General features: G+C 66.3%; 22 protein-coding genes and 2 tRNA genes. 16 read left to right on the top strand and 8 right to left on the bottom strand.

The features are described 5' to 3' along the window. Genes AC50YM_RS06935 through AC50YM_RS06910 form a run of 6 tightly spaced genes read left to right on the top strand, consistent with a single transcriptional unit; the run spans window position 1 to window position 5,453 of the window. A complete protein-coding gene (locus AC50YM_RS06935) occupies window positions 1-1,011 on the top strand; it encodes a hypothetical protein (RefSeq protein ID WP_494956233.1) in 1,011 nt (336 codons plus the stop codon). Between the two features lie 34 nt (window positions 1,012-1,045). Next, window positions 1,046-1,303 carry a hypothetical protein gene (locus AC50YM_RS06930; RefSeq protein ID WP_494956232.1) on the top strand — a complete coding sequence of 86 codons (258 nt, stop codon included), beginning with the start codon at window positions 1,046-1,048 and terminating at the stop codon, window positions 1,301-1,303. Continuing rightward, window positions 1,296-1,973, top strand: a complete 678-nt coding sequence (locus tag AC50YM_RS06925; protein ID WP_494956231.1) for a hypothetical protein — start codon at window positions 1,296-1,298, stop codon at window positions 1,971-1,973. The genes AC50YM_RS06930 and AC50YM_RS06925 overlap by 8 nt, the downstream gene beginning before the upstream one ends. Continuing rightward, window positions 1,970-2,956 carry a peptidoglycan recognition protein family protein gene (locus tag AC50YM_RS06920; protein WP_494956230.1) on the top strand — a complete coding sequence of 329 codons (987 nt, stop codon included), beginning with the start codon at window positions 1,970-1,972 and terminating at the stop codon, window positions 2,954-2,956. Before AC50YM_RS06925 ends, AC50YM_RS06920 begins: the two co-directional genes overlap by 4 nt. Continuing rightward, complete coding sequence (locus AC50YM_RS06915; RefSeq protein WP_494956229.1) at window positions 2,956-3,258, top strand: hypothetical protein; 303 nt, start codon at window positions 2,956-2,958, stop codon at window positions 3,256-3,258. Before AC50YM_RS06920 ends, AC50YM_RS06915 begins: the two co-directional genes overlap by 1 nt. Before the next feature lie 11 nt (window positions 3,259-3,269). Continuing rightward, on the top strand, window positions 3,270-5,453 hold the full coding sequence (locus AC50YM_RS06910; protein WP_494956228.1) for an SGNH/GDSL hydrolase family protein: 2,184 nt from the start codon (window positions 3,270-3,272) through the stop codon (window positions 5,451-5,453). A 43-nt stretch (window positions 5,454-5,496) separates the two neighbouring features. On the opposite strand, the gene AC50YM_RS06905 is transcribed toward AC50YM_RS06910, so the two are convergent. Both AC50YM_RS06905 and AC50YM_RS06900 read right to left on the bottom strand, forming a co-directional pair. Further along, complete coding sequence (locus AC50YM_RS06905; RefSeq protein ID WP_494956227.1) at window positions 5,497-6,069, bottom strand: SGNH/GDSL hydrolase family protein; 573 nt, start codon at window positions 6,067-6,069, stop codon at window positions 5,497-5,499. A gap of 433 nt (window positions 6,070-6,502) precedes the next feature. Beyond that, window positions 6,503-6,664, bottom strand: coding sequence for a hypothetical protein (locus tag AC50YM_RS06900; protein ID WP_494956226.1), 162 nt, complete (start codon window positions 6,662-6,664; stop codon window positions 6,503-6,505). Window positions 6,665-6,723: 59 nt separating this feature from the next. Between AC50YM_RS06900 and AC50YM_RS06895 the strand changes: the two genes are divergently transcribed. The 4 genes from AC50YM_RS06895 to AC50YM_RS06880 all read left to right on the top strand — a co-directional run bounded on the left by AC50YM_RS06895 (window position 6,724) and on the right by AC50YM_RS06880 (window position 7,860). Then, window positions 6,724-6,909 (top strand): hypothetical protein, encoded by a 186-nt coding sequence (locus tag AC50YM_RS06895; protein ID WP_494956225.1) that lies wholly within the window; start codon window positions 6,724-6,726, stop codon window positions 6,907-6,909. 97 nt (window positions 6,910-7,006) lie between these two features. Beyond that, entirely contained in the window at window positions 7,007-7,255 is a 249-nt protein-coding gene (locus AC50YM_RS06890) for a hypothetical protein (protein WP_494956224.1), read from the top strand. A 77-nt stretch (window positions 7,256-7,332) separates the two neighbouring features. Further along, window positions 7,333-7,686 carry a hypothetical protein gene (locus AC50YM_RS06885; RefSeq protein WP_494956223.1) on the top strand — a complete coding sequence of 118 codons (354 nt, stop codon included), beginning with the start codon at window positions 7,333-7,335 and terminating at the stop codon, window positions 7,684-7,686. 101 nt (window positions 7,687-7,787) lie between these two features. Then, a tRNA-Arg gene (locus tag AC50YM_RS06880) sits at window positions 7,788-7,860 on the top strand. A gap of 45 nt (window positions 7,861-7,905) precedes the next feature. On the opposite strand, the gene AC50YM_RS06875 is transcribed toward AC50YM_RS06880, so the two are convergent. The 3 genes from AC50YM_RS06875 to AC50YM_RS06865 all read right to left on the bottom strand — a co-directional run bounded on the left by AC50YM_RS06875 (window position 7,906) and on the right by AC50YM_RS06865 (window position 11,220). Continuing rightward, window positions 7,906-8,781: a tyrosine-type recombinase/integrase gene (locus AC50YM_RS06875; RefSeq protein WP_494956222.1), complete on the bottom strand. Its 876-nt coding sequence runs from the start codon at window positions 8,779-8,781 to the stop codon at window positions 7,906-7,908. 721 nt (window positions 8,782-9,502) lie between these two features. Next, window positions 9,503-9,775: a hypothetical protein gene (locus AC50YM_RS06870; protein WP_494956221.1), complete on the bottom strand. Its 273-nt coding sequence runs from the start codon at window positions 9,773-9,775 to the stop codon at window positions 9,503-9,505. A 428-nt stretch (window positions 9,776-10,203) separates the two neighbouring features. Continuing rightward, window positions 10,204-11,220, bottom strand: a complete 1,017-nt coding sequence (locus AC50YM_RS06865) for a magnesium and cobalt transport protein CorA (protein WP_494956220.1) — start codon at window positions 11,218-11,220, stop codon at window positions 10,204-10,206. Window positions 11,221-11,430: 210 nt separating this feature from the next. Here AC50YM_RS06865 and AC50YM_RS06860 point away from each other — a divergent pair, with 210 nt between their 5' ends. Continuing rightward, on the top strand, window positions 11,431-11,952 hold the full coding sequence (locus AC50YM_RS06860) for a LapA family protein (protein ID WP_494956219.1): 522 nt from the start codon (window positions 11,431-11,433) through the stop codon (window positions 11,950-11,952). Window positions 11,953-12,076: 124 nt separating this feature from the next. On the opposite strand, the gene map is transcribed toward AC50YM_RS06860, so the two are convergent. Then, window positions 12,077-12,844: a type I methionyl aminopeptidase gene (gene map, locus AC50YM_RS06855; protein WP_494956218.1), complete on the bottom strand. Its 768-nt coding sequence runs from the start codon at window positions 12,842-12,844 to the stop codon at window positions 12,077-12,079. Window positions 12,845-12,888: 44 nt separating this feature from the next. Here map and AC50YM_RS06850 point away from each other — a divergent pair, with 44 nt between their 5' ends. Next, window positions 12,889-13,569: a DNA alkylation repair protein gene (locus tag AC50YM_RS06850; protein WP_494956217.1), complete on the top strand. Its 681-nt coding sequence runs from the start codon at window positions 12,889-12,891 to the stop codon at window positions 13,567-13,569. Here AC50YM_RS06850 and mptB read toward each other — a convergent pair. Beyond that, window positions 13,562-15,118, bottom strand: a complete 1,557-nt coding sequence (gene mptB / locus AC50YM_RS06845; RefSeq protein WP_494956216.1) for a polyprenol phosphomannose-dependent alpha 1,6 mannosyltransferase MptB — start codon at window positions 15,116-15,118, stop codon at window positions 13,562-13,564. The two genes, AC50YM_RS06850 and mptB, sit on opposite strands and share 8 nt — an antisense overlap. 158 nt (window positions 15,119-15,276) lie before the next feature. Here mptB and orn point away from each other — a divergent pair, with 158 nt between their 5' ends. From orn to def, 4 genes are all read left to right on the top strand, one after another. After that, the gene (orn, locus tag AC50YM_RS06840) at window positions 15,277-15,906 is read left to right on the top strand and encodes an oligoribonuclease (protein WP_494956215.1); all 630 of its coding nucleotides are present in this window, start codon (window positions 15,277-15,279) and stop codon (window positions 15,904-15,906) included. Between the two features lie 132 nt (window positions 15,907-16,038). Next, window positions 16,039-16,111: transfer RNA gene (locus AC50YM_RS06835), tRNA-His, on the top strand. A gap of 106 nt (window positions 16,112-16,217) precedes the next feature. Further along, window positions 16,218-17,372: an acyl-CoA dehydrogenase family protein gene (locus AC50YM_RS06830; RefSeq protein ID WP_494956214.1), complete on the top strand. Its 1,155-nt coding sequence runs from the start codon at window positions 16,218-16,220 to the stop codon at window positions 17,370-17,372. A gap of 35 nt (window positions 17,373-17,407) precedes the next feature. Continuing rightward, complete coding sequence (gene def / locus AC50YM_RS06825) at window positions 17,408-17,980, top strand: peptide deformylase (RefSeq protein ID WP_494956213.1); 573 nt, start codon at window positions 17,408-17,410, stop codon at window positions 17,978-17,980. Window positions 17,981-18,043: 63 nt separating this feature from the next. Here the strand turns inward: def and AC50YM_RS06820 are convergent, their stop codons facing one another. Then, on the bottom strand, window positions 18,044-18,745 hold the full coding sequence (locus tag AC50YM_RS06820; RefSeq protein ID WP_494956212.1) for an alpha/beta fold hydrolase: 702 nt from the start codon (window positions 18,743-18,745) through the stop codon (window positions 18,044-18,046). Window positions 18,746-18,838: the final 93 nt, after the last annotated feature.

Genomic DNA, 18,838 nt, shown 5'->3' with positions numbered 1-18,838 from the left:
GTGGCTGTTATTTCTGCCGGCTATGACGGCACCGTTGATGAGGTGCAGTTCGCTAAGCTCCTCCACCGCTACTCGGTGGTGGGGCCTGATGATTTCAGGGCCACGACGCAGGCGGGCGACCGTATTGTGGCGATCAGTGACGGGACCGCGCTGGGCCCGGGCACAGTCGATGTCGCCACGGTGCTGCCGACTGTCCAGTTCGCGGCGGCGGCGGGTACGCGCTGGGACCTGGTGGCGCTCCGGCGTGACTGGCAGCCCCCGGGCGGGTCGTCCTCCATTGTGATCATTCAGGGCGGTGCGGCGAAGGGTTACCCGACGGTGGGTACCGCGGGGACGAACTGGAACCGGCGGCCGGGAATCATGGATGACCAGCCGCTCTACCTTCAGGAAATCACCGGAACACTGCTCGGCCAGCGGATCGACCTCCGCTGCTGGGCTTCCCACGGCGGACTGCTCGCCAAGGACGACCTCGCCCGGTCCTACATGGACGCGGTGGGAACCCGGGTCTTCATCAACGGGATCGACTGGGTCCGGCGGCTCGGCACTAACGACTTGCCGGAATGGGTCCGGGCCCACATTGACGACTCCACCCCCCCTGCGGCCAGCGGAACCCTGGCCCGCTCGGACGGGACCGCGAACATCAACGCCGGGGACACCATTCTGCGGGTGGATATCGACGCCAACCCCGCCGGGCCGTGGACGAACCATCGCGGGTCCGGCCTTGAGTGTTCCGTGCCGGGCGTCTACTTCATCAGCGGCCGCCTACTGACCGAAGGTGCGGCCGGAAGGTATGGCACCTTGTACCTCGCCGCCGACCGGGCCGACATGATCGGGTCGCTGACCTGGACGGAGGACACCCCGGGCGCCGCGTATGGCGGGATCTCCTTCTCGGGCACGTTCATCTGCCCGACCGGGCCGGCGTTCTGGTTCACCACCACCGCCTATAACAGCGCCTGCACCATCCGCCCTGCCTCCCGGGTGACGTGCACCCGGATCAGCAAGATCGGCTGAGTCGACAAGTAACGAAGAACGGGAGGACCAACGTGTGGACGCCGCACTCATCACCGCGATTGTCGGCGCCCTCGCGGTCCTCGGCACGGGCGCGAAGTACCTCATTGACCGGATGGACCGCAAGCGCGAGAAACGGGAGACGGCTGTGGAGGAGCTCCTGAAGGCCCAGGCCGCGAAGGCCGAACGCCGGTACGCCCGGCTGCACGCAACCGCCACGAAATGGCGGGAACAACTCATTGCAAACGACATCGACCCGCTACCCGCCGAATGGCCGGAGGAACCCCATGAGTGACTTTGATCTTGAGCTTCAAGCAGCACAGGAGGAGGCCGCCCGGTCCCGGAGGATGGCGAAGTGGACGATGCTCGGGCTAGCGCTCCTGTCGCTCATCCTGATCGGGGCGGTCGCGGTCGCGGCGTGGCTCGCGAACGATAACGGCCGCCTCGCCGAAGCCAATAAGGCGTACGGTGTCGAGCAGCAGCAGGAGAAGCAGAACCTCGCGGTCGAGGGGATGGACGCGGTCTGCCAGCCTGGGGACGCGGAGAAGTCCCCGGCCGAGGATAGCTTCTGCCAGAGCCTCGCGACGGCGGCCGCGGAACCCTCCTCGCCGCTGGCCGGCCCGCAGGGCGTCCAGGGCTTGCAGGGCGTCCCCGGCAAGGCCGGCGCCGACTCCACCGTCCCGGGCCCGCCCGGACCCGAAGGACCCCCCGGCCTTGACGGCGTGAACGGGGCCGACTCCATCATCCCCGGGCCGCAGGGCCTCACCGGGGCGCAGGGCGCCGACTCCACCGTCCCCGGCCCTGCCGGACCCGCGGGCGCTCCGGGGCCCGCAGGCGCCGACGGGGCGAACGCGTCCCCGTCCTCTTTCACCTTCAAAGACGCCGCCGGGACAAGCTACGTGTGCAGCCCGAACCCGCCCGGGTCCTCCACCTACACCTGCACCTCAGACGGGAAGCTCCCATGACCTACTACCTGCAGGACAACCCCAACCCCACGTTTGGCCAGTATGGCTGGCTCCGCAAGAAGGTATCCGGCGTCGTCGGCGTGCACACCGCGGAGAACAACACCGACTTCGACGGCGCAGACCCCGGCGCGGAAGACGTGGCCAGTTGGCTCACCCGCCGGGCCGACCCGGGCAGCTACCATGCCATCGCCGACGCGGACTCCCGCATCAAGCTCGTGCACCCGAGATATGCGGCGTGGGCTGACACCACGAACAACGCCCACGCCATGAGTGTCTCCGGCGCCATGCAGGCGGCGCGCTGGCGGGAACTCACCCCGGCCCGCGCCGCGGCCATCACCCGGAACATGGCCTACGCCGCCGCGGAGCTCGTCAAGGACGCCGTCGCCGCCGGCCTCCTGTCCACACCCACCCCGGCCCGCCGCATCACCCCGGCGGAAGCGATCGCCGGCACCCGGCCCGGCTTCTACGGGCACGGGGAAACCAACCCCGGCCGCCGCTACGACCCGGGCCAGAACTTCGACTGGAACCTGTTCCTCACCACCTACGCCGCCGCCATCGGCGGGGGCATCGCCGCGATGGGCACCACCACCAACACCCCGCAACCATCCGAGGAGGATGACATGGCTTACACCGAAGCAGAGCTCAGCAGGATCGTCACCGAAGCTATCGACGGCTGGTCGATGAACGTCCGCCGGTTCCCCGAGAACCGGAACCTGATCGATCAGCTGATCCAGATCCGCGCCGAAGTCGCCGGCATGAGCGAACTCGTGAAGCTCCTGCCCGCCTCCGTCCTATACGACACCCGCGTGGACGGCCGGAACCTCTTCGACTGGTTCAAGCAGATCCGCGCCGACGTCGTGAACATCAAACCCGGCCAGTTCGACGTCGACGCCGTCGCCAAGGCGCTCGCCGAACAGCTGCCCCAGGCGGACGCGGAAGCACTCGTCGACGCGCTCGCCAAGCGGCTGGCAGGCGGTAACTGATGGGCGAGCACGAGGCGGTCCCGAGCACGCAGGCGGCGAACCCGGGCCGAGCCGCGCTCCGCACCGCCATCCAGACGGCGATCCCCGCGTTTGTCGGGCTCCTTGTCATCCTGCCACCGGTCATCCAGGCCATCGTGGACGGCTTCGGCCAGCACCTGCCGCCGTCAATCTACCTCTGGCTCACCGGCGCCGCGGCGGTCATCACGGCGGCGTCCGCGACGCTCGCCCGGATCAGCGCCGTCCCCGGCGTCATCGAATGGACCCGGCACTACCTGCCCTGGCTCGCCCCCGATAAGAAGTAGAGGACCCCACCATGACCGATTACCCGTTTGATATGCAGCTCGTCGTTGACCCGCTCGCGCCGCAGAACGTGGTCCGCGGCGGAGCTGTCGCCCTCTACGACCCCGCCGACACCGCCGGCACCACACTGATCACGCTCAAGGACCCGTCCGGGCTGCCGCTGCCGAACCCGCTGCCGTCCAACGCCTACGGCTTCACCTCCCCCTTCATCGCCACCATCCCGAAGGTGAAGTGGAAGTCCGGGACCTACGACGGGTTCTTCTACTCCTACGACGGGCTCCGCAACGAGGCCGTCGCCGCGAAGGAAGCCGCCCTGGCGGCAGTCGGGGAGGCGACCGCGGCGGGCGCCAACGCCGCCGCAGCGGCGTCGGCCGGCGTGGCCCCGGTGGCAGCTGCTGCCGCAGCGTCCGCCGCCGCAGCGCAGGCCGCCGCGAACCTGGTCGGGGCTCCGGCGGATGCCGCTATGGCCGCCGCGATCAACGGGGCAGGGACCGCCACCCGCGGGGCACTTAATGCCACCTTTGTTCCCAAGTGGAAAGCCACCACGGCGTACCTCGCGGGTGATGCTGTACTGTCGCCCGCTGGCGATACGGTCACTGCCAAGGTCAACTTCACGTCCGGCGCGAGCTACGACGCCGCCAACTGGAACACATCAGCCAACGTCGCCAGTAAGCTGGACAAGACCGAAGCGGCCACAACCTACGCTGCGAAGGCTCTCCAGTTCTTCGAGCGTGCCGCATCCCCGAACACACTGGCGTCCATCGGCGACTCAATCGCGTGCAACGGCGCGTGGGGCATGGCTATGGTCAAGCTCACCGCCGCAGCATCAGCCGGGGCCACGACCATCACGGTCACCGCAGCGGAAGCGCAGGGCGTCACGATGTCCGCTGACTTCGAAGCGAACACCATCATCCGAGTAGGCAGCGAATACGCGGTGGTCACGGCATTCGCAGGGGCGTCCGCGCCCTACACGCTGACCCTTGCCGCTGGGCTTGCGTCGTCTAAGGCGGTCGATACTGAGGTCTACGGAGTCCGCACCCTGTTCGCCGGCCAGTTGAGCGCAGCAGGCGGGGCGTGCCTCCTGTCCGGTGGGCGTCTCCGCTACGCCGGGAACTGGGGCCATGGCGGTTACACCGTGGAGCAGATGCAGCGCCTCTACCTGCCAAAGGTCATCGCCGCGAAACCCGGTTACTGCTACGTCATGGCGGGTCGGAACCGCTACCAGCCGGAGGACATCTACGGGAACGCGGCCCGCGTCGTCAAAATTTGGGACGACCTGCTCGCGGCGGGTATCACCCCGATCGCGTCCACGATCCCGCCCGTCACCGCCGCAACCGCTGCCGCCCGCGCCGAGGATGAGATCCTGAACGACATTATCCGCACCCAGGCGCGGAAGCGCGGCATTCCGTTCGATGACTTCCACGCCCGCGTCGTTGACCCGGCCAACGGCAACTACATCACCACCGTGCAGAACGGCGCAGACAATACGCACCCGAACGAGTACGGGCGCGAGCTGCAGGCGGCGGGAATCTGGACGGCGATCAACGGGACACTGAACACCCGCGCCGCACCGTTCCACCCGCTCAACGGGTACAACGTCGCGGCCACCGTCCGCCCATTCGAAGCGTCCCGGCTGAACGCCCGCATGCTCACGCCAGGGGGCACCGTGTTCGGGACCGGGACCACGAGCGTCATCCCGCTCAAATGGATTGCGGGCATCCCCGGCGTGGAGGGGCAGGCGACAACCGTCGCCGCGCCTGACGGTATCGGCAACGCCATCAAGATCGAACGGTCAGCCGGGCACGCCAACGTCACAGCCATAGAGACCAGCCCCGCCGCCACACTCACAGCAGGGCACCGCTACCGGCTCCGATTCAGCATCAAGACTGCGGGTATCACCGCCGCCGCAGCGGCTGATGCGGCGTTCGGCGGGCTAAAGCTCTGGCTCGGGGACAACAGCAACGGACTCAAGCCGCTGTTCACCTGGCACGCACAGAAGCGCGACGTTGACGGCACGTTCGAGACTGACGTGATCGTTCCGCCGGGCCTGTCAGCGACCGGCATATTCGGCGTCCGGCTCCTGGGCAGCGCCGCAACCCCCGCCTACAACGTGACCGTCTGGAACTACGACTTCCTCGACCTTGGGGAGATCCAGCAGGCCGCCGACAGCGTGTGGCCGTATCAGGGCACAGCGTAGAAAGGCCCGGCCCCGCCAATGCGGGGCCGGGCCTTCGCCTGGCCTATGCGGTAAGTGCTTTGCGGATGTGAGGCACGATGCGTTCGGCCATATAGGCGTGGCCTTCGTCCGTCGGATGCGTGCTGTCCTTGCCCTTCAAATCCGGCCGGTCAAAGAACCACCCATCCCCAATAGGATCCACCCAGTCCGCCTCGTGCTTCGCGGCCAGCTCCTTTAGAGTGTCGCGGATCGTGGAGACAGTGGCCGGGACGTTCGGGTTCATCCACGCTGGGCCGACGACAATGAACTTCGCGGTCGGCGCCTTGGCGCGAGCCGCAGTATAGACCCGGTCCGCTTCCGCCCTGACCTGGTCAATAGGAATGGACATGTCGTTGATGCTGCCGAAGAACACCACCACATCAGTGTTTGCGTTCAAGTTCTCCGCGATGTTGTCTCCGAAGACCTTCTTTTCCGGGCCGCGGTAGACGTAGCCGGAACCGCCGATGCCGCCCTCGAATGGACTAATCTTGTGCCCCTCGGCTCGGAGCGTGGCGGCCGCTACCGCTACCCAGTTCTGCGGCGTACCGCGGCTGCCGCCAGCCGGCGAACCGCCCGTGAACGAATCGCCGATAGCCACAACAAGCTTCGTCTCCACTACCGGCGCCGGGCTGGCCCGATAGGAAGCGACCTGGGGTGTCACGGCGACCGGCGCAGGAGTACCAACGACGGCGAATGCAACTATGCCAGCCGTCACCGCCGCCAAGACCGCAAGAGCCACGTACTGCCACCTGGGCCCGGATAATTTCACGCGCAAGAAGTCCCCCATTGGGTCGAACATTTACAAGTCAAACGCCATTGTACGGGCGAGTGGAACACAACCCGCTAAATCTCCGTCATCGTCTCGACCCATTCATTCCGGCACGGCACGCCGCAAAAGACGGACTGTTCAGGGATGTCTTCGTGCCGCGAAACGCCCCGCCCTTGCTCGATGGCTCCCCTGCACGTCAGGCACTTGCGCGGTCGCATCCGCCAACTGAGGTACCGCACGCGCATGCTGAAAAAGGATGGGGTCATGCCAAGAGGGACCGCAACGCAGCCTCGTACTCCGCGGCGATCACGACAGGCTCACGCCCGGCGGGGATGCCAGTGTGCTGCTCGCCCCAGTTCTCGCGGACAGCCTTAGCCTGGTGGTATTCGGCGGACAGTTCCAGAAGCTTTTCCCCAATAGTCATGGACTGATTCTAGGGGCACGTAAGACCGGCTTTTCACAACCACAAGAAGGGAGCCGTAAATGGCTCGCAATCCTGAGCGCATCCCTGAACTGCTTAGCCTGGTTCAGGCCGAATGGGAGGCGTCACCCGACCTCCGCTTCTTCCAGCTCGTCGAAAACCTCAAGGCAAAGTACGGCTACGGGGAGTTCGCGCACATCGCCACGGAGGACACTACGCTCATCCGCGATATGCGGGACCCCGCATAGTGCTACATAAGACCGGTTAAGTTCCCCAGGTGAAGTCGCCGCGTAGGCTTGCATTCGTTAGCGCCAGAGGGCGCGTGATGCGGATTCGGGGGATGGCATGGAAATTGTTGGATTGTGGCTCGCCATGGCGGGATGCGCGGTGAGTGCTGTGGCCGCGGTATGGCTCCTCGTGGGCTTCAGCCCCGACAATCCGAAGTACGTCGACGACGGGCAACTTTACCCGGGTGTGCAGCGGTCACAGGTGCTGCCGCAACTGATGCGGGACCAGCGCGGGGTTGCGGCGCTGGTTGTGGCCGGAGCGGCCGTCCAGCTATTGGGGGCAGTCCTCTCCATCACCGGTCGATAGGCCAACGGCTCCACAAAACCGCCCCGTCCTCCATCCCGGAGGGCGGGGCGTTTTTGTCGTCCCGTTACGATGGCGCCATGGCATCGTTCATGCTTGACGGGATTTCCTACGAGTACTTGCGCCCGGACCCGGGCCACGATCCCGAGGCCGCTCACTCGTGGACCTACGGGCTGTACCCGAAAGTCATGGCCACCCTGCCCCTCACGGCCGGCACAGTGGACGTCTACGCCGTCGCCGAGCGCTGGAACCCGTCCTTCATTCTCGTGTCTTGGCAGGACGACGAATGGCACGCGCACTGGGCATGGATTCCCGCGGGCAACGTCCGCCGCGTCAACGACTCGGAGTGGGACATCGAAGAGTATCGCCGCTGCCCGGTCAACCTTCGCGGGGTCCGCTGGGCAGGCAGGCTTCCCGGGTTCTTGCCTGCCTAGCTGGTGGCCAGCCACCCCGGCTATAAGGTTCTATATGCCGGTATAAGGAACTCCTTATATTTTGGCGGGGCGGGGCTCGGGGATACACTGAGTTCCGCCCGGCCCCAGTAGCTCAGGGGATAGAGCAGCGGCTTTCTAATCCGCCGGTCGGGGGTTCGATTCCCTCCTGGGGCACGAGCGGGGCCGGTCACCTTCGGGTGGCCGGCCCCTTTTGCGTTCTCAGGCCGCGAGTGGTCTACGGCGTCCGGAGTGTTCGGGGATGGTGAGCGCCGGCAGCATGTCGAAGCCGTGGCGGATGCCCTCGGGCCGGAGCAGCAGGTACTTCGTGGTGGTGTCCATGTTGGAGTGTCGCATGCTGCGCTGGACGATGAAGTCACTGACGCCGGCCTCGTGCATCTCGGTCGCCAGGGAGGCCCGCAGATCGTGGGGGCGGTGTTTGAGGCCGGCCCTTTTGATCGCTTCCCCGATCAGGCCGGACACGGAGTTGCCCATGATGTGGCCCTCTCCCGCGGCGTGGAGTTTGTTGGCTGTCCTGTTGGGGAACCAGTACCCGGTCCGGGGCATCTCAAGGAACAGCGGCCACGCGGTCGCCGGGACGGGCAGGGTGGCTTCTTTGCGGCCTTTGCCGATGGTGGTGAGGGTTCGGGCTTTCCAGTCGATGTCAGCGCCGTTGACGGCCGCGATCTCGGAGACACGCAATCCGAGGTAATAGTGGAGGGCGACCATGGTCCTGGTCTTCCGGTAGATCCCGCAGGCCAGGAGGGTGTTGATTTCTTCGACGCTGAAGGGATTCGGTTCACGCTTCCGGGTGGCAACCCTCGGCAGCCGGTACGCCGGGTTGTCCAGGCGCAGCTGCTCATCCTGCATCCACGCGAAGAACGTGTGCAGACCCGAGCGGCGGTGCACCCGGGTGGAGTTGGACCAGTTCTGCAGCGCAGTCCAGTGCACCAGGTCCCGGCGGGTGACGGTCTCCAGGGACTCGATGTCGCGCGCCAGCTGCCGGATGAAGATCAGGCGCTCGCGGATGGTCTTGGGTGTCAGGTCGGCTGCTTTCATGCAGGCTGTCCAGTATTCGAGTGTGTCCTCGGTGTTCATTGTCTCCCCCACTGATTCGGCGTCGTTGTCGCTCTGTTTTTACACGGGTTCGGTGGTTCCTGCCGGTGGATAGGCTGGAATGTTTTCGAGCTTTTGGGGCCCGCTGTGCAGGCCCTGTCTTTGGTTTTGTTGATACCGCAGAGAGAGCAGAGGGAGTTGGGAGAGGAGAGACTTCTGCCTGAAGGTCCGTCCCACAAGCACACGGTGGTGCTGGGTGGGGCGGACTATCAGACAGAAATCAGAACTTAGGACACCGCGTCAGTCACGTCGGTCGTCGGTCGTATCGTCATCAGGCTCAGGGCATTACTCCTGGGCAGTGGCGGCATCCGGCAGCGTTGGGCTGCCGGGCGGTATGTGTGCAGATCTGGCGGCCCGGCTGGGCCCACTGTAGGTGCTGGCACTTCTTCGATTCCCGGGAGGATTGCTCCTCCTGCTGCGATTGCTCGTCATGGGTGAACACCCTGCCTGCACACGCGACATTGGAACTGGCTCTGACCCAGTAAGCAGCCCATGGATTCGCGGGCTTAGCGTGTTGTGTGGCTGCTGCCAGGCGGGGTAGCCGTACCGCCTCGGTATGAAAGGGGGCAGCACAGCTGGAGGTATGGAGATTCTGAACAGCGGAAGTTAGACTTATGCCGTAACCAGAAGATCCGTAGCCGGGAGCTGGTTGCCTGCCGGTCTGGATGTTGACGCATCCGAGGCCGGCTTTTTTTGGGCGCGTTTAGATGAACACCACGCTGTCGGGGTCGATCCACTCTGTTTGGGTGGACCCGTCCCACAGGACTTTGAAGCCGGCGGACGTGACGTCCTTGATCCGGCCCGTGGGCTGGTGGGTGGCGTTGCGGAACATGCCGACGAATCGAATACGCCGGCCCTTCATCGCGTCGCGGAGGGCAGCGGCGGCGTCAACGGCGACGCGCCACTCCCGGAAGGACGTTAGTGCCTCACTGCCGGGCTCTTGGGCGGGGACAGGGGCGAGGTGCATGGCGCTCACGCGGCGATCCACTGCGGCAGGCCTTCGACGCGCCGCAGCGGGCGGAGCGGTAAGACGTTTGAATCAGTGGGTGAACCTGCAACCTTGTAATCCGCCGGTCGGGGGTTCGATTCCCTCCTGGGGCACCAAAGAAGCGGCTCTGACCTGCGAATATGCGGGTTTGAGCCGCTTCTATTTCAGCCTCTGAATTCACGAATCCACCGCATACCCACCGCTTTGCTTCGGCCCGTTCGACCAAATGATCTCCCGACCCGGCGGCTCGCATCGGCCTTGACGGGGACTGCCCGCAGCGGGAATGCTGCAAACCAAGGCACCTAAAGCCTTACTCATAAGGAGAATGTTGTTTGCGGGCGCTGTGCCAGGTTCTGTACACGAATCACCTTCATGGGCGGACGGCCACTGGCGCACCGGCAGTCGGGCAACAACTGCTAGATCCACCTGTTGTGCTTAAAAGTCGCATACAGCGCCAGGCCCATGGCAACCATCAGACCCAGCGCCATCGGATAGCCGAAGACCCAGTCCAATTCCGGCATGCTGCGGAAATTCATTCCGTAGATGGTGCCGATCAGGGTCGGCGCAAACAGGATGGCCGCCCATGAGGAGATCCGCTTGACCTGCTCGTTCTGGGCGAAGCTGGACTCTGTCAGCAGGCGCATCTCGTCGTTCTGCCGCTGCGCCACCAGCGCCGCATTGACAGCTAGCGCGTTTTGCAGCAGGGCGCGGAAGGCCGTGACACGCTCACTGAGCCGCAGCACATGGTCCAGGATGTCACGGAAATGGTCCTGCAACTCCGGGCCGGGGTGGTGGTCAGGCGACTCCGTCATCAGTGACTGCAGGATCGCGTTCAGCGGCGCCGTCGCCCGCTGGAACATGATGACCTGCCGGGACAGCTCGTAAATCCGTCGGGACACGCCCGGGTCCGCGGCGAAAAGTTCGTCCTCGATTTCGTCGATGTCATTCTCCAAACCGGCGGCCACCGGCTCGTACTCATCCACAACCTGATCCAGGATCGCGTAAAGCACGGCATCCGGCCCCAAGGCCAGAAACTCGGGCTCGGCTTCCATCCGCCGGCGCACGCGGGCTAGGTCCGGCGACTCTGCCCGGCGGACCGTGACCACAAAATCCTCGCCGGCGAAGACATGGATTTCGCCGAATTCGACCTGCTCCAGGTCATCCAAATAACGGGCCGGACGTAGGACCATAAAGAGCGTCTCGCCATAGTGTTCCAGTTTGGCCCGCTGGTGCCCGGCCAGCGCGTCCTCCACGGCCAGGTGGTTCAGATCGAACTCTTCGGCGACGGAGCGCAATTCGTCGCCATCCGGCCGGTACAGCCCGATCCAGGCCATGCCCTGGCGCTGCCGCAGGATGAAGTAGGTCTCGTCCAGACTCTCCGGGTCTGCGGTTCGGCGACCGTTCACGTACACCGCGTTGTCAACGATGGTCACCGAAGCGCCTCCTCCACCAGGCATCCCTTGGCTGGAACGCTATACCCTCGCCCGCCCGGTGCCAACAGCCCCATACTTTTACCAGGGCTGGAGCGCGCCCTCGGGCCGAATACGCCCGGCAAGCCGTCAGCCCACTTATTATTAGGTGGACAGGCAGGACATTCCAGGGAGATCCTGATCGCCCTGCCGCAACCGAAAGGCACGGCCGCCATGACCCAGACACCCCGCGGATTCGATCCCTACGATCCCAACGGCCCTAACGAGGTTCCTCCCGCCCTGGACCCCGCGGCCGCTGACGCCCCGGCAGGCTCCGCCGCGGAGGGCTACAACACGGGGGCGCCGGCGGCCGGCACCGACCTTGTGTCGGGGGCTCCGACCGCAGCGCCGGGTATCGAAACTCCCCGGGCAGTGGAGCCGGAAACACCTGCCCCTTCCCCGGCACCGGAATCCCACCAGGTCACGCGTGCGGGTATGGTCTGGGCCGCAGTAGCCAGCGCACTGGTGGTGCTGATCCTGCTGATCGCCTTCATCCTGCAGAACCAGGACTATGTGCAGGTAAAGTTCTTCGGCCTCGCGGGGTCGGTTCCGCTCGGCATTGCCCTGTTCATCGCGGCCGTCGGCGGCGGCGTGCTGGTCGCCATCGCCGGAGCAGCACGCATCATTCAGCTGCGGCTCGCCGCGCATCGCGCGCGCGTCAGCCGACAGCCCGGCAAGGGTTCCCGCAGACGCTGACGCCAACCGGCGATATCCGGTTCCCAAGGTCAAGGAAGCACCCCGGCGGCCGGCAGCAGTCACCACAGACTCCCGCCGCGTGGCCGCGGGGCAGCGGGGCAGCGTGGCCGCGTGGCCGCGTGGCTCAGGGCAGCGTCAGGATGACCGGACCGTCCTTGGTGATGGCCACGGTGTGCTCGCTGTGGGCCGCCCGGCGGCCGTTGCTGGAGCGGAGGGTCCATTCGTCGTCGTCATGGAAGTAGTCATCCTTGCCGCCCAGGATGAGCATCGGCTCGATCGCGATGACCAGCCCCTCGGTAAGCTTGATGCCGCGGCCGGGCCGGCCGTCGTTGGGAACGGACGGCTCGGCGTGCATGGTCTTGCCGATCCCGTGGCCGCCATGGTCCGCCAGCAGCCCGTAGCCGGCGCGGCGTGATGCCCCGCCGATCGCGTAGCCGAGGTCCCCCATCTTGTTACCGATCCGGGCAGCCTCGATGCCGCGGGCCAGTGCAGCGTCGGTGGCGTCGATCAGGGCCTGGTCCGCCGGGTCGGCCGCACCCACGATGAAGCTGATCGCCGCGTCGCCGCACCAGCCGTCAAGGAAGGCACCGCAGTCAACGCTCAGCAGGTCACCGTCCCGGAGCCGATAGTCGTTGGGGATGCCGTGCACGACGGCGTCGTTGACGGACGTGCAGATGACCCCGGGGAACGGCACCGATGCCCAGCGCGGTTTGTAGTTCAGGAAGGCCGGCGTCGCCCCGGCGTCGGCTATCGTCGCTGCGGCCAGCCCGTCAAGTTCCTTCAGGGACACTCCGACGTCGGCAGCCGCCCGGACGCGTTCAAGCGTGCTGGCCACCACCCGGCCGGCTTCACGCATCAGGGCAATTTCGGCAGGACTCTTGATCATCGACATGGCTTTAACTCTAGGGCCAGCCAGAGCGTGGCTAAAGTTGCCCCATGGCCAACGCTGAACTGCTGTCCGCGATCCGGACCCGGCTGCGGGCTGCCGCAGATCCTGTCCGCGGAGCGGGGGCGCAGGCCTACCTGAAGTCCGAGATGCCCTCGCTGGGGGTCCGGGTCCCGGAGGTCCGCAGGATTGTCAGGGCCGCCGCCGGCGAACTGCCTCCCGGTTCGCTCCAGGACCTGCAGTCCACCGTGCTGGAGCTGTGGCGGGGCGCCGAGTGGCGGGAGGACCGCTACGCCGCCATCGACCTCACCGGGCTGCGGCTGGCCGCCGGTGAGTTGAGCATGCTCCCGCTTTACGAGGAAATCATCCGCAACGGCGCCTGGTGGGATCTGGTGGACGGCGTCTCGCACCGGCTATGCGGGCTGCTGCAGACGCACCGGGAGGACATGTCCCCCGTCCTCCGGCGCTGGAGTACCGATCCGGACTTCTGGATCCGGAGGGCCGCCATCACGTCCCAGCTCGGCGCCAAATCCGCGACGGACCCGGCCCTGCTCGCTGCGGTCATCGAACCCAATCTGGCCGACCCGGAATTCTTCATCAGAAAGGCGATCGGCTGGGCCCTGCGTGACTACGCCGCCACCGATCCGCACTGGGTCCGGGACTTCGCGGCGCGCCACGGCGGTTCACTGAGCCCGCTCTCCCGCCGGGAGGCCCTGCGGAAGCTCAGATAACCGGGCGGGTAGTGACAGGTTCCTCGGACTTACTGAACAGCAGCTTGGTCTTGGGGTCAAGGAAAATCAGGTAGAGCGCGAAGAGCAGCGCAATGATCGCGGCGGCGTTGCGGGCCAGCGCGAGGGCCAGGCCGAGATCCGCGGTCTGCAGGTAGGGGAAGACCTCCAGCTGGTCCGAGATCGCGTAGACCATAAAGAACGACACAATGAAGTACAGGGCCTTGACCTGCCAGTCGTCACGGATTCCGGTGACGGCGAAGAGCGGGATGAGCCAGACGACGTACCAGGACTGGATCATCGGGGCCAGCACAACGACGGCGGCGAACGCCAGGGTGAGGCGGCGGATCAGCCGGTCATAGTCGCCGCGGAAAATCTGCCAGCCGATGATGCCCAGGGCCAGCAGCTTCCCGGCGTCGTACACCCACTTTGCCAGCCCCCAACCGTCCAGCCCGAAGGCGTTGAAAATGGACGCGACCACCAGGCCCAGGAGCCCGACCGGGGCGTACCAGATCCAGATGCTGCCGGGCGCGGAGAGCCCGTTGATCCAGCCGAAGCCGAAACCGTTGACCAGGCTCATGGCGTACAGCAGGGCCAGGCTGATACCAGCCGTGAGCCCCCAGTACACGAACTTCCGCGGCCAGCTGGCGTTCTTTCCGGCCCAGAGCAGGCCTATGAACGGCAGGAAGACGATGGTGATGGGCTTGACCGAGATGGACAGGGTCACCAGCACCAGGCCGAGGATGACCCGGCGGGTGGCGCAGTAGTACAGCCCGGCCAGGGCCAGGCCGATCATCAGCGCGTCGTTGTGGACGCTGGCGATGAAGTTGGTGAGGAAAAGCGGGTTGGCGGCGGTCAGCCACAGGGCGCGGTGCGGGTTTACGCCGTGCAGCTCGGCGAGTTTCGGCACGTAAATGATGCAGAGCACGATCCCGGCCAGCGCGGCGAGGCGGAACAGCATGATGCTGGCTTCCGGGTGCACGTTCGTGGACCAGACCACAAACTGCTCGATCCAGAGGAAGAACTGGCCGTACGGCACCGGCGCCTCGGTCCACATCTTGTCGGCCCCGAGCTGGAAATAGTTCGACAGCGCGGAGATGCCGTTTTCGTAGGGGTTAAAGCCCTCCACCATCAGGCGGCCCTGCCCGATGTAGGCGTACACGTCGCGGCTGAACAGCGGGACGGAGAACATCAGGGGCAGTCCCCACAGCACGACCGCCTGCAGGGTGGCCTTGCGGGCCTCCGCACCCCAGACCCGGACGCGCTGGCCGAGCCTGAGCCAGGAGCGGACGAGCAGCATCCCGCCGACGGCCAGCAGCACGATGCACAGCGCGACGCCGACCGCCTCGGTGCGCATCCAGATGAACAACGGCACACGCCGCAGCTCGGACGCGGGCGCGAGCCAGCCCACACCGAGCGAACCGATTGCCATGAACAGCGAGCCCACAAATCCCGCCAGCAGCGGCGAACGGGCATTGTCCACCTCAGCAAGGGCAGCCGTCGCGGACGTGCCGGCCGCCGTTTTCCCCGCCGCAGGCGCAGGCACCGTCATCGCAGGATCGTCCAATCTGTTGTGGGGCTCTTCTCCACCCTCAGCCGGCCTGGGAACCGGCCCGGGGCACGCCGCGGCGGCGAAGAACTATCTCCGCCCGCGTACCCGAAATCCTAGCACCGGACCGCCCGGCGGCGACGAAACGGTAGGCTGGGCGCGTGCCTATATCTAATGAACGCATCGTCTGGATCGACTGCGAAATGACCGGCCTGGACACCATCAACGACGCCCTCATCGAGGTCGCCGCGCTGGTGACGGACTCGGAGCTTAATATCCTCGGTGACGGCGTCGACGTCGTGATCAAACCCGATGACGCCGCGCTGGCGCAGATGAACGACTTCGTCCGTGACATGCACACCCGTTCCGGACTTCTGAAGGAACTCCCCCATGGCAAGACCATGGCGGAGGCCCAGACCATCGTCCTGGACTACATCAAGAAGTGGGTGCCGGAGCCCAAGAAGGCCCCGCTGGGCGGCAACTCGGTGGGTACCGACCGCGTCTTCCTGGTCCGCGACATGCCCGAACTCGTCGAGCACCTGCACTACCGCGTCATCGACGTGAGCACCATCAAGGAACTCTCCCGGCGCTGGTACGCGCGGGCCTACTTCCAGTCCCCCGCCAAGCTCGGCGGCCACCGAGCCCTCGGCGACATCCAGGATTCCATCGACGAGCTGCGCTATTACCGCGAGGCAGTCTTCGTCCCCGCACCGGGGCCGGACAGCGCCACGGCGCAGCTGATCGCCCGAAAGGTGATGGGAACCGCGGAGGAACCGGCCCCGGCCGAGTAATCTGCGCCACATTTTACGGAAATTTGTGGCGAAAACCCGCAAAGTGGCCAAAGCGGCCCCGAAGAGCAGGTAAGCTATATGTCGTTGCCTTTTCAGCCCGCCGGTTCGCCGGAAGGCATGCAAGGGCACATGGTGGGCGTAGCTCAGTTGGCAGAGCGCCTGGTTGTGGTCCAGGAGGTCGCGGGTTCAACCCCCGTCGCTCACCCTCATGAAGGACGGCAGTACTTGTCCGACCTTAGACGAAGGCCGTACCGGATATCCGGTGCGGCCTTTGTTGTCTGTCCATGGAACCGTGAACGGAAGGAACAGCGATGAAGCGCACGCTTTTTGAAGAAGACCACGAGATGTTCCGTGAGATGGCCACCGAGTTCAACACCCGCGCCATTGCACCCCACTACGCCAAGTGGGACCAGGACCACATGATGTCCCGGAACCTGTGGACAGCAGCCGGCGAGCAGGGACTGCTGGGCCTGGCCGTGCCGGAAGAATTCGGCGGCATGGGCATGACCGACTACCGCTTCCGCGCCGTGCTGGACGAGGAATTCGCGAAGAGCAACCACCTCGCCGTGGGCCTGGCCTTCCACCTCCACGATGACCTGGTCCTCCCCCACCTGCTCGCCTACGGCTCCGACGAGCTCAAGGGCCGCTGGCTTCCCGGCATGGTATCCGGCGGGACGGTCACCTCGATCGCCTGGACCGAGCCGGGCGCGGGGTCGGACCTCCGCGGGATCCGCACCAAGGCCGTCCGCGACGGCGACGACTGGCTGATCACCGGCCAGAAGACCTTCATCGGCAACGGCATCTCCGGCGACGCCTCCCTGGTCCTGGCCCGCACCGACGGCGGCAGCAGCCGCGGCAGCCACGACTCCTTCTCGCTGTTTATGGTCCGCAAGGGCGAGGGCTACAGCACCGGCAACCAGCTGGACAAGATGGGCCTGAAGGCCTCGGACACCGCGGAGCTGTTCTTCGACAACGTCCGGGTGCCGCACACGGACCTCGTCGGCGAGGAGGGCAAGGGCCTGCAGTACGCCGCCGGGCAGCTCCCCCAGGGCCGGCTCGCGATCGCGGTGGCGAGCTCCGCCGTCGTCCGCTCCGTCTACGAGGAGACCGTCCGCTACACAAAGGACCGCAACGCCTTCGGCGAGCGGATCATCGATTTCCAGAACACCCGCTTCGAACTGGCCGACATCCTGACCGAGGTTGAGGTCACCGAAACCTACGTGGACCGGGCGATTCTGGCTTTCAACGCCGGCGAACTCGACGCCGCCTCCGCCGCCCGCGCGAAGCTGTGGGCGTCCGAACGCGCCAAGTCCGTCACCGACCGGTGCCTGCAGCTGCACGGCGGCTACGGTTACATTTTGGAATACCCCGTGGCCCAGGCCTACCTGGCTGCCCGGCTGCTGACCATCTTCGGCGGCACCAACGAAATTATGCGCGACGTCGTCGGCCGCTCCATCGCCGACTGACCCGTCCACACCAAAGCACCGGAGGAACAGCTGACATGACAGTTCTGCCCATCACGATCTGGGGCGAGCCCGTACTGCACCGCCGGGCCGCTGAGGTCGAAGCTTTCGACGACGAGCTCCGGACCCTGATCGCGGACATGTTCGAGACCAACGACGCCGCCAACGGCGTCGGTCTCGCCGCGCCGCAGGTCGGGGTCGGCAAACGGATCTTCATCTACCGGTACGAGAACGACGACGCCGCGCCGCCCTCCGGCGCCGTCGTGAACCCGGTACTGACCCTCTCCAAGATCTCCGGCGCGCTGCCGGATCCGGACGAGGAAGAGGAAGGCTGCCTGTCCTTTCCCGGTGGGGCGTACCCGCTCAAACGCGCGGAGTGGGCCCGGGTGCAGGGGTTCGACGGCGACGGCAACCCGGTCGACTTCGAGGCGACGGGATGGTTTGCCCGGGTGATCCAGCACGAGTACGACCATCTGGACGGGACGCTCTACGTCAACCGGCTGATCGACCGCTACGCCCGCAAGGCCATGAAACAGGCCAAGAAGAGCGGCTGGGGCGTTCCCGGGCTGACCTGGATGCCGGGTGTGGACCCGGACCCGTTCGGCCACTAACAGGGCCCCGACTGGTTCCTGTCCCGGGTTGGGTCCCTGAGCGGCGCTACATCCCGGGCGGCGCTACTCCCGGTCGACGGCGGCAAGGATCGCCGCGCCCAGCTCTGCCGGCCTGGTGAACTGCGGCCAGTGCCCGGTGGGCAGGTCAACGTACTCGACGTCCCGGACGCGCCCGAGCTCCGCGACGTACGGGTGGCCGCCGCCGATCATCTCGATCAGCATGGAGGATGGGAACTCGCAGGCGATGACCGTTGCCGGGACGTTGTAGCGGCGCTCGTCATGCAGCCGCTGCTGGTCCTGCGCCACGCCCTTGGGCTCCGGGATGGCGCGGGCCCGGAACATGGCCCGCAGCGCGTCATCGAGATCGGTGAGGTCCTCGTCGTCGAACAGTTCCCAGGGCGGCAGCGGCACCTCATCGCCCTCGGCCGGCAGGTCATCGTTGATCACTCCGCCCTCGCCGAGCGGACCGCTGTCGACGTAGACCGCCCGGAGCACGCGGTCCGGGCGGGCGTCGACGGCGCCGTGGATGATGGCGCCGCCGCCCGAGTGGCCGACCAGGACCACCGTGGCATCCAAGGCGTCGATCTTCGCCACGACAGCGTCAATATGGGTGCGCAGCCCGATGCCGGCCCGGGGCGCGCCGGCGGATTCCAGTCCGGGCAGCGTCAGCGGGTGGACCCGATGCCCGGCCGCAACCAGCGGCGGGGTCACTTGATCCCACGAGGAGGCGTCCAGCCAGAATCCGGGTACCAGGATAATGTCCATGCCCGTACCCTACCTCCTGCCCGGACCGGCCGGCGGCACCCAGGCTTGCCCGGGCGCTGGCGCCGTCTGGCCGGGTGCCCGATCCGGGTCCAC

This window comes from Pseudarthrobacter sp. RHLT1-30-1, assembly GCF_059383415.1.
Note: the sequence above shows the minus strand (reverse complement) of the source record. Positions and strands in the feature narration are given on the sequence as shown.